We start from the raw sequence: 7,968 nt of genomic DNA, 5'->3' as shown, positions 1-7,968 counted from the left end.
ATCACAGGTTCTACCCTATTGTTGGATGGTGGAAACACGAGCTGTGTTGATTGAAGAAGTCCTTCAGCATCAGTCATTGATTAACTCATGGTATTATCAATTGCGTTACTCATGGAAAGGTTTATAACCTTAATCCTACACCATTAAACTTGATGCCTATGACCTATAAGAAGGCCGTGAAGGTTAAGACGCCTGGGGGGAAGGAGATGGATCTGACTCCAGAGAAGGCCTGGACTCTAGCTCCCAAGGGAAGGAAGGGAGTGAAGATAGGTCTATTCAAAGATCCCGAGACCGGGAAGTACTTTAGGCACAAGCTCCCAGACGACTATGCCGTTTAAGTTTTTTACTAGTTTTCTAAGTTTTCCTGATGAAACTCGTCATAAAGGTTACTGGGAAGTATTTCGACGACGAGGGAGACAAGTCCCTACTTCCGAGGGCAGTGAGAGGTTTGGTGGAGAGGGGTAACAGGGTCGCAGTAGTTACCGGAGGAGGCTCCACAGCGAGGAAGTATATTTCCATGGGTAGGTCACTTGGGCTCAACGAAGCTAGCCTGGATCTGATGGGTATATGGGTGTCCAGACTGAACGCGTTCCTGGTGGCTATGGCCCTCAACGACCTAGCCTACGGGAGGGTGCCTGAGAGCCTGGAGCAGTTCATAGAGTACTGGTCCCAGGGAAAGGTGGTGGTAACTGGAGGGTTCCAGCCAGGTCAATCCACGGCTGCAGTGGCAGCACTTGTGGCTGAGGCCACTGTTGCCGATTACCTGGTCATAGCCACCACGGTGGAGGGTGTTTACGACAGTGACCCCAGGCTGAACCCAGAGGCCAAGTTGCTCCCCAGGGTAACTACTGCAGAACTCAAGAGGATACTTGAGACGTCGCAGTCGGTCAAGGCTGGGACCTACGAACTACTGGACCCAATGGCCATGAAGATCGTGGAGCGGTCGAGGATAAGGGTGTTGGTGACCAACGTGAATAGACTAGATAGGCTGACAGACGTTATTAAGGGGTCGGGAATAGCAAGTATAGTCGAGCCGGTGTGAGATATGTCCATCCTAGATCAAGAGGAGTTCGTGAGGCTGAGAAACTATAGGAGTAGGATAAACTTGGGCTCTCTGGAGGAAATGCTCAGTGAACTTGAGGGAGAGTTGAGGAGGAACAGCAATATACGCTCGTCCATCATTTTCGTTTATGCCAATCACATGGACCAGGTGAAGAAGAATCCGGACTTCTTTAACCTCCTGACGGCAATAATAGAAAAATATGCCCCAAAGATAGGACTTGAGAATGTAAGAGAACTCATCTTAAGTTCCCTCTCTTAGTTCGAAGATCTAACCATTGTTTTACAATACTATTAATAAGTAACTTACCGGTTTAGAACGGCTAGGTGCGTCTAATGAAGGTAGGAATCTTAGACTCCACCCTCAGGGAAGGGGAACAGACCCCAGGTGTCGTCTTCAGTGTAGAGCAGAGGGTGGAGATAGCTAAGGCCCTTTCTGAGATAGGGGTCGCCATGATAGAGGCAGGACATCCTGCCGTCTCACCTGACATTTACGAGGGAATAAAGAGAATAGTTAAGCTCAAAAGGGAGGGAGAGTTAACCTCCGAGATCTTGGCCCACAGTAGGGCAGTTAAGAGGGACATAGAGATAGTGAACGAGGTCGAGGCAGACAGGATAGCCATATTTTATGGGGTCAGCGACATTCACCTCAAGGCTAAGACTAAGACCACGAGGGAGGAGGCCCTTAACGTAATCGCCGAGGCTGTGAGCTATGCGAAATCCCACGGAGTGAAGATCAGGTTCACAGCTGAGGATGCCACTAGGACGGACCTGGACTACCTGGTCAAGGTGATAAAGACCGCCAGGGACTCGGGAGCCGACAGGATAGGGATAGCTGACACTGTCGGGATACTCTATCCTACCAAGACCAAGGAGCTCTTCTCCTTCTTGGTTAAGGAGGTTCCTGGAGTAGAGTACGATATTCACGCCCACAATGATTTAGGGATGGCGGTAGCTAACGCGTTAGCTGCAGTTGAGGGCGGTGCAACCATAATTCACGCAACCGTAAACGGGCTGGGGGAGAGGGTGGGGATAGTCCCCCTACAGGCAGTCGCCGCTGCGCTGAAGTACCACTTCAACTTGGACGTGGTCAAGTTAGAGGGGTTGAGCAAGGTCGCATCACTGGTCGAAAAGTACAGCGGAATTCCGATGCCTCCCAACTTCCCGATCACTGGAGATTACGCCTTTGTACACAAGGCTGGAATACATGTGGCTGGAGTACTCACCGACCCCAGGACGTATGAGTTCATGCCTCCAGAAGTCTTCGGAAGATCTAGGGATTACGTGATAGATAAATACACTGGTAAGCATGCATTGAAGGATAGGTTTGAGAGGTTGGGAGTGAAGTTGGAAGAGAGGGAACTGGAGTTAGTCCTTGCCAAGATAAAGTCCAGCCAGACCACAAGGTATTTCAGAGACGTGGATCTCCTGGAAATAGCAGAAGAGGTGACTGGGAAGGTCCTGAAGCCGAGGCCTCCAGACAGGATAGAGGCAGTCATCTCCATCAAGTGTGCCTCTAACGTCTACACAACCTCTGTTACCAGAAGGCTAGCCTCAATTTCAGGAATAAAGGAGGTCATGGAAATCTCAGGAGACTATGATATAGTGGCTAAGGTAGAGGCCAGGGATCCCACAGAACTCAACAATATAATTGAGAACATAAGGTCAGTCAAAGGTGTCGAGTCGACCTTAACCTCTCTCGTCTTGAAGAAGATGTGAGATTCAGAAACCCTTTTTAGATCCCTCGAATAGTTTTCCATGTGCGGGGATGCCCGAGCTGGTCCAAGGGGGCGGACTCAAGACCCAGTAAGTGATCCGCTGGCGTAGGCCATCCGGGGTTCAAATCCCCGTCCCCGCACTACCTGAAACTTTTTGTTCCATCCCTGAAAGCAATGTACTGTAGTACTCGAGGGTTTTCTTAGCTATTGCAGACCACCTCCACTGTTTAGATAATTCGAGGTTCCTCCGAGATATCTCCTCCCTCACTCTCCCATTCTTAAGCTTCTCCACAGCTTCTCTCAAGTCCTCACAGTCGGATATCACAAACCCGTTCTCCCCGTCCTTGACTATCGTGGGCAAGACCTCAGCCTTCCTACCCACTATGACAGGAGTACCCCTAGCCATGGCTTCCTTCACCACTATTGGTTCTCCCTCAACCTCAGATGTGAGTACGAGGGCTAACGCTCCGTCCATTAGCTTGTACTTCTCCTCGTCGCTCACTACCCCCAAGTATCGTACTCTATCCTCCAGGCCTAATTCCTTGACCCTATTCATTACTAGCCTGAAGTACTCTTGGTCCCTGATCTGTCCCGCCATAATCATCCTCACTGGGATTCGTTTGAGACACTCCACTGCAAAGAGCTGACCCTTCTCCTTGCTGAACCTGGCCAAGTAAAGTATATACTCCCCGTTCTTCTCCTCCTTGGGTTGTTCGTAGGCCCTATCCTCAACACCGTTTGGGATGACCTCTATCTTAGAGGGCTCGTATCCCAGTTCAATCATCTTCTCCCTCTCCCACTCGCTCACTGCTATTATCCCGTTCAATCTCCTGCCTGCCAACTTTTCTATAAAAGAGATTACCTTACCCTTGTGAACTATAAGGATGTCGTGAGGGGTCATGACCACTGGAGTGTCTCTGAACCTAGACTCGACCAGGAGGTAGTAGAAGGTGTAGAGGTTCCAGAGGCTGTACTTCCTCCCTAGGTTATGTATGTGAAGGATTGATGGGGAATCGCCGTACCTCCAAGTCCTATCATGTCTGACGACCTTCAGGCCATCCACATTTTCTTCCTCGCTGAGAACCCTCTTAGCGTCGTAGGTGTCCCTAGTGGTGTGTATTTCAACTGGGACAGATAGCCTCAGAAGCTCCTTGCTGAGGTTGTAAACGTGAACCTCTGTCCCAGCCTTTACTGGGAAAAAAAGTGGAGTTAACATCCACACCTTTCTTATGGGTCCCATTATGAAGACCTTGTGAACTTCGAATATATCTCAAAGATTGAGGAGTAGTCTTTCTCGGATAGACCGATGGCCTCAACCATTCTGTACAACTGAAGGGCGAGGGCTGACATCGGAATGGGAACGCCCAACCTCTGGGCCTCCTTATCAATGATCTCGAGATCTTTCCTCATGTGTCTCGTGGCGAACTGAGTGGAATAGTCCCTTGTGGCCATCTTGGGGGCCTTAAGTTCTGAGGTGGGTGATCTGGCGCTACTGTACTTGGCCAAGAATTCGCTGACCTTCTCTGGATCTAACCCGCTTCTAACTCCCATATTGAACGCCTCAGCCATGGCTGCAACGTAAGCTCCTATCAGCAAGTTGTTAACGAGCTTCGCGTAAAGACCCATACCGTTGGGCCCCATGTAGAGTATTGCAGATGCCGTGTGGGAGAGTAACTCCTTTAGGTTCTGAAAACCCTCCTCTGGACCCCCTACCAGAACCGTGAGCTTCTTCTGCTCCACCATAATTGAGGTTCCCACTAGGGGAGCGTCATACATTACGCCCCCAGCCCCCTTCACCTTTTCCGCTAACCTGATACTCAGAGGGGGAGAAATCGTTGACATCTCCACTAGTATCCTCCCCTTGACCTTTGGGAGCAAACCTTCCACGACCTCCTGTACCGCAACGTCGTCAGCTAAAACCGTGAGTATTACATCGCTCTCCTCCGCTAGCCGTTGTATCGATTCAGCGTTCCTTACACCGTATTCCCTACTGAACTGCTCGGCCTTTACCGACGTCCTATTGTAAACCACGTGAAGTCTCCCAGCCTTTGCTAAGTTTGCCCCTATTCTCCAACCCATGACTCCTAATCCTATTAGACCTATACGCATGGGTTACTTTGGGGCCCTGGATAAATAACTTCTTAGTCTCTCGAACTTTCCCTTAATCTCCAACACGTCCACGGAGATCACTTGGACGTTCAGTTGGCTGAGTTTCTCCCTCAGTTGACGATAATCCTTAGCTTCAAATAGGAGGTCCTGTATCCCCTCATAGATCTCCCTTCCTACCTTCTCCCTAGAGTAGATTGTGACCCTGTAAACCCTAGACTCGGGCTTGGTTTGAGCCAGGAGAGACACCTCTTTCTTTGAGACCTCCTTGACCCTCTTTAAGAGGTATCCCCTAGTGTTGAGCTCGCTCATCTCCTCTCCTATAACCACCAGGGGATAGGGAGTTAGGATCCTGACGTCAGAGGGTTCGGAGAACGGGATCATGACCTTCCCCTGTATTTCTGCCTCCAGTGACTCCCCGCCCTTGGAGTACCACGAGGAGATCGGGATACCCCTCGAGAGTCTGACGTAATAGTAGAGGTACTTGTGGTTCTTCCTCAGGGTGATTATGGCTCTGCTCTCCATATCGTAGATCAGCTCCACCTCTGGGGAGTCCAGCTCGGGCTCAAACCCCTCCTTGGAGAGCATCTTACCTACTTCCCGTTTGATCTCGTTCTTCATGCTCTCGTAATACAGGAGACCATTATCCACAACGAACTTGGTCTCAAGGTCTGAGATGGAGCTGGAGAGCTTGACACCCAGTACGTACCTTACGGGCTTCTCCCTTAACATGTGTAAGGATTTCCTGAAAAAGTCCTGTTTTATGTCGTCCAATAAGTTCCCACAAAGGTAGCAGGGCCTTCTCTGGAACTTCTCAGAGTAATATTTCCTGAACAGTCCCTCACCCACTTGGCCTACATTGAGGATGAGTTCCTTAACTTGCTCCAGGTCCCTGAGCTCATGATCCTTAATGAGGCGATCTATCTCCAGGAGCAAGGAGAGCTTTAGGGCTAATCCCCTCTCCTTGTTCTCATGACCGTGACCCAACTTAGCGAAAGCTCTACCGAGGCAGGAATCGCAGAGGGAATACCTGGTCAATAATCTCAGGCTTACTTTATGTACCTCCCAGTTGTCCGAGTAATCTCTCAACATCCTTCTTCCGTCTCTTGAGGACCTTAAGAGTTCTCTGTATGGTATTGAAGTGCTCAATCAGTTCCTTAACTTCTTCCACCTCTGTTCCTGAACCCATGGCTATCCTCTTCATCCTCTGTTTGTCAAGTAGGGATGGGTTATCCAGTTCCTCGTAAGTCATGGAGTTCATTATAGCCAACCATCTCTGCATCTTCTTTTCACCCACCTTGATCTGATCCTCGGGTATGTCACCCATCAGGTTGATGCCGGGCATCAACTGAAGTATCTTGGAAAGGGGGCCCATCTTCCTCATGGCGATAATCTGCTTGTATAGGTCCCTTAGTGTTAGCCTGGATTTTCCGGATGTCACTTCTTGCATCTTCTTCTGTATGCCCTCATAGTCCTCTACTGCCTTGATCTTCTCTATGATCGCCTCAACGTCACCCATTCCCAATACTCTAGCCACGAACCTCTTTGGGTTGAAAACTTCCAATTCGTCTATTTTCTCTCCTGTTCCGATGAACTTAATTGGAGCTCCAGTGGCGACCACTGCAGACAAAGCTCCGCCTCCCTTTGCCGTTCCGTCCATCTTGGTAATTATTATGGAACCTACCTTACTGGCCTCATGGAACCTCTTGGCAAGATCGTACGCCTTCTGTCCTAGTGAAGCGTCTATGACTAAAATTACCTCGTTGGGCTTAACGCTCTCATAGATCTCCTTCATCTCCTCGAGTAGTTTGGCCTCCTCCCCATATCCGTGTCTTCCTGCAGTGTCCACTATGATGAGCTCGTATTTCTCCGATAGAAGCTTCTCTACCCCTCTCTTAGCTATTCCTACAGCGTCCTTCTCTCCTGGCTCTCCGTAAACTGGAACTCCTATTTGCTTTCCCAACTGCATTAATTGTTCTAGGGCCGCTGGTCTATAGACGTCTGCTCCTACCAACGCCACCTTATATCCTCTTTTTTTGTAAAAGTACGCTAGCTTACCTGCAGTAGTGGTCTTTCCTGTGCCCTGGACACCCACTAGCATTATCACGTATGGGAGGGAACCAGGATTGACCTCAGGTTCCTTATCACCCCCAAACAGAGAGGAGAGTTCATCGTAGACAATCTTGATGAACCATTCCCTTCTTTCCAGGCTAGTCGGAGGGCTCTCCTTCTTCAGCCTCTCCTTAATTTTGTTAGTGAGAGAAAATACCAGTTTGACTTGGACGTCAGATGAGATTAGGGCCTTCTGTAAATCCTTTATGAACTCGTCTACTGCGACGTCGTAAGAGGTTGTTCCTCCAAGGAACTTCCTTACTGCGTCCCTTATGCCCTCCAGCAAATCACTTTACCCTTACTATCTTCTTCCTCCCCATTACCTCCCAATATTCCACTTCTGCATCCTTCCTCAGTTTGCTCCTTACCTCCTCCTCGGTGGGTAGATCTATCTCAAAAGTCTCATAGGTGTCCAGATCCATGATTTGAACCTTATCCCTAGGCTCAGAGATGACTTGGCCTATATGCTTCTCGATTATGGGGACCTCCACAGTGTTGTCCACTGGGGCCATCAGTGTCTTCTTTGCCCCTGTGAATATGCTCACAGCGACAATGTTAGCCTTCGCGCTACCGTGCTTGCCCGTCTTAGCCTTGGAGACTTCCACTACTCTACAGGGCTCACCATCTATAACTACGTAACTACCTTCCTTAAGCTCCCCTACTGTGGTGTAATTTATACCCATTACTTCTCAGATCAAGAGTCAGGCCTTAGAATTTAACTCTTGTGCTCCGAGCTTTGGCCCCTCATCACGTATCAGGCTAGCTTACTCTTCACGGCAATTTTAATTTGGACTTCGTGGCTTATAACTGGTATGCCTTGGAAGATCAAGTGTACCTCGTGTAACACGGAGGGATTACTGAACGTTAGCTTCGACATAAGCAGGCAGAAGTCGATCTATCACTACTGCAGAGTATGCAAGAAGAATACTTTTAACGAAATTTTGGGTTACATTGAGTAGATGAAGAGCCCAAT

General features: G+C 49.2%; 11 protein-coding genes and 1 tRNA gene (1 of these 12 cut by a window edge). 7 read left to right on the top strand and 5 right to left on the bottom strand.

All coding sequences use genetic code 11. The annotated features are described in order from the left end of the window. From METMK1DRAFT_RS13040 to METMK1DRAFT_RS13015, 6 genes are all read left to right on the top strand, one after another. Nucleotides 1-54 carry the 3' end of an SDR family oxidoreductase gene (locus tag METMK1DRAFT_RS13040; protein ID WP_009074947.1) on the top strand. 744 nt of this gene lie to the left of the window's left edge, so the window shows 54 of its 798 coding nt (coding positions 745-798); the start codon falls outside the window, past its left edge; the stop codon is at nt 52-54. A gap of 104 nt (nt 55-158) precedes the next feature. After that, a complete protein-coding gene (locus tag METMK1DRAFT_RS13035; RefSeq protein WP_048088114.1) occupies nt 159-338 on the top strand; it encodes a chromatin protein Cren7 in 180 nt (59 codons plus the stop codon). A gap of 29 nt (nt 339-367) precedes the next feature. Continuing rightward, nucleotides 368-1,042 carry a UMP kinase gene (pyrH, locus tag METMK1DRAFT_RS13030; RefSeq protein WP_009074943.1) on the top strand — a complete coding sequence of 225 codons (675 nt, stop codon included), beginning with the start codon at nt 368-370 and terminating at the stop codon, nt 1,040-1,042. A gap of 3 nt (nt 1,043-1,045) precedes the next feature. Then, nucleotides 1,046-1,321: a hypothetical protein gene (locus METMK1DRAFT_RS13025; RefSeq protein WP_009074941.1), complete on the top strand. Its 276-nt coding sequence runs from the start codon at nt 1,046-1,048 to the stop codon at nt 1,319-1,321. Between the two features lie 74 nt (nt 1,322-1,395). Beyond that, nucleotides 1,396-2,778 (top strand): homocitrate synthase, encoded by a 1,383-nt coding sequence (lysS, locus tag METMK1DRAFT_RS13020; protein WP_009074939.1) that lies wholly within the window; start codon nt 1,396-1,398, stop codon nt 2,776-2,778. A gap of 43 nt (nt 2,779-2,821) precedes the next feature. After that, a tRNA-Leu gene (locus tag METMK1DRAFT_RS13015) sits at nt 2,822-2,917 on the top strand. Here the strand turns inward: METMK1DRAFT_RS13015 and agl16 are convergent. From agl16 to METMK1DRAFT_RS12990, 5 genes are read right to left on the bottom strand one after another with little or no spacing between them, the layout of a single operon-like run. Continuing rightward, nucleotides 2,899-4,017: a glycosylation protein Agl16 gene (agl16, locus tag METMK1DRAFT_RS13010; protein WP_009074937.1), complete on the bottom strand. Its 1,119-nt coding sequence runs from the start codon at nt 4,015-4,017 to the stop codon at nt 2,899-2,901. The two genes, METMK1DRAFT_RS13015 and agl16, sit on opposite strands and share 19 nt — an antisense overlap. Continuing rightward, a complete protein-coding gene (locus METMK1DRAFT_RS13005; protein WP_009074935.1) occupies nt 4,017-4,886 on the bottom strand; it encodes an NAD(P)-dependent oxidoreductase in 870 nt (289 codons plus the stop codon). The genes agl16 and METMK1DRAFT_RS13005 overlap by 1 nt, the downstream gene beginning before the upstream one ends. A 3-nt stretch (nt 4,887-4,889) precedes the next feature. Next, nucleotides 4,890-5,975 carry a pseudouridylate synthase gene (locus METMK1DRAFT_RS13000; RefSeq protein ID WP_009074932.1) on the bottom strand — a complete coding sequence of 362 codons (1,086 nt, stop codon included), beginning with the start codon at nt 5,973-5,975 and terminating at the stop codon, nt 4,890-4,892. After that, on the bottom strand, nt 5,938-7,281 hold the full coding sequence (locus tag METMK1DRAFT_RS12995) for a signal recognition particle protein Srp54 (protein ID WP_009074930.1): 1,344 nt from the start codon (nt 7,279-7,281) through the stop codon (nt 5,938-5,940). Before METMK1DRAFT_RS12995 ends, METMK1DRAFT_RS13000 begins: the two co-directional genes overlap by 38 nt. A gap of 1 nt (nt 7,282) precedes the next feature. Further along, nucleotides 7,283-7,678: a translation initiation factor IF-5A gene (locus tag METMK1DRAFT_RS12990; RefSeq protein ID WP_009074927.1), complete on the bottom strand. Its 396-nt coding sequence runs from the start codon at nt 7,676-7,678 to the stop codon at nt 7,283-7,285. Between the two features lie 129 nt (nt 7,679-7,807). On the opposite strand from METMK1DRAFT_RS12990, the gene METMK1DRAFT_RS18320 reads away from it, so the two are divergent. Then, nucleotides 7,808-7,954 carry a hypothetical protein gene (locus METMK1DRAFT_RS18320; protein WP_009074924.1) on the top strand — a complete coding sequence of 49 codons (147 nt, stop codon included), beginning with the start codon at nt 7,808-7,810 and terminating at the stop codon, nt 7,952-7,954. Nucleotides 7,955-7,968: the final 14 nt, after the last annotated feature.

It is taken from the genome of Metallosphaera yellowstonensis MK1 (assembly GCF_000243315.1).
Classification (GTDB): domain Archaea; phylum Thermoproteota; class Thermoprotei_A; order Sulfolobales; family Sulfolobaceae; genus Metallosphaera; species Metallosphaera yellowstonensis.
The sequence above is the reverse complement of the archived record's forward strand: the minus strand, read 5'-3'. Positions and strand labels throughout refer to the sequence as shown.

Excerpts from the sequence above, each read along its gene's own strand:
- METMK1DRAFT_RS13025 (WP_009074941.1), top strand. The coding sequence starts at position 1,046 with ATGTCCATCCTAGATCAAGAGGAGTTCGTGAGGCTGAGAAACTATAGG.
- METMK1DRAFT_RS13035 (WP_048088114.1), top strand. The coding sequence starts at position 159 with ATGACCTATAAGAAGGCCGTGAAGGTTAAGACGCCTGGGGGGAAGGAG.
- METMK1DRAFT_RS18320 (WP_009074924.1), top strand. The coding sequence starts at position 7,808 with ATGCCTTGGAAGATCAAGTGTACCTCGTGTAACACGGAGGGATTACTG.
- METMK1DRAFT_RS13000 (WP_009074932.1), bottom strand. The coding sequence starts at position 5,975 with ATGTTGAGAGATTACTCGGACAACTGGGAGGTACATAAAGTAAGCCTG.
- lysS (WP_009074939.1), top strand. The coding sequence starts at position 1,396 with ATGAAGGTAGGAATCTTAGACTCCACCCTCAGGGAAGGGGAACAGACC.
- METMK1DRAFT_RS13005 (WP_009074935.1), bottom strand. The coding sequence starts at position 4,886 with ATGCGTATAGGTCTAATAGGATTAGGAGTCATGGGTTGGAGAATAGGG.
- agl16 (WP_009074937.1), bottom strand. The coding sequence starts at position 4,017 with ATGGGACCCATAAGAAAGGTGTGGATGTTAACTCCACTTTTTTTCCCA.
- pyrH (WP_009074943.1), top strand. The coding sequence starts at position 368 with ATGAAACTCGTCATAAAGGTTACTGGGAAGTATTTCGACGACGAGGGA.
- METMK1DRAFT_RS12990 (WP_009074927.1), bottom strand. The coding sequence starts at position 7,678 with ATGGGTATAAATTACACCACAGTAGGGGAGCTTAAGGAAGGTAGTTAC.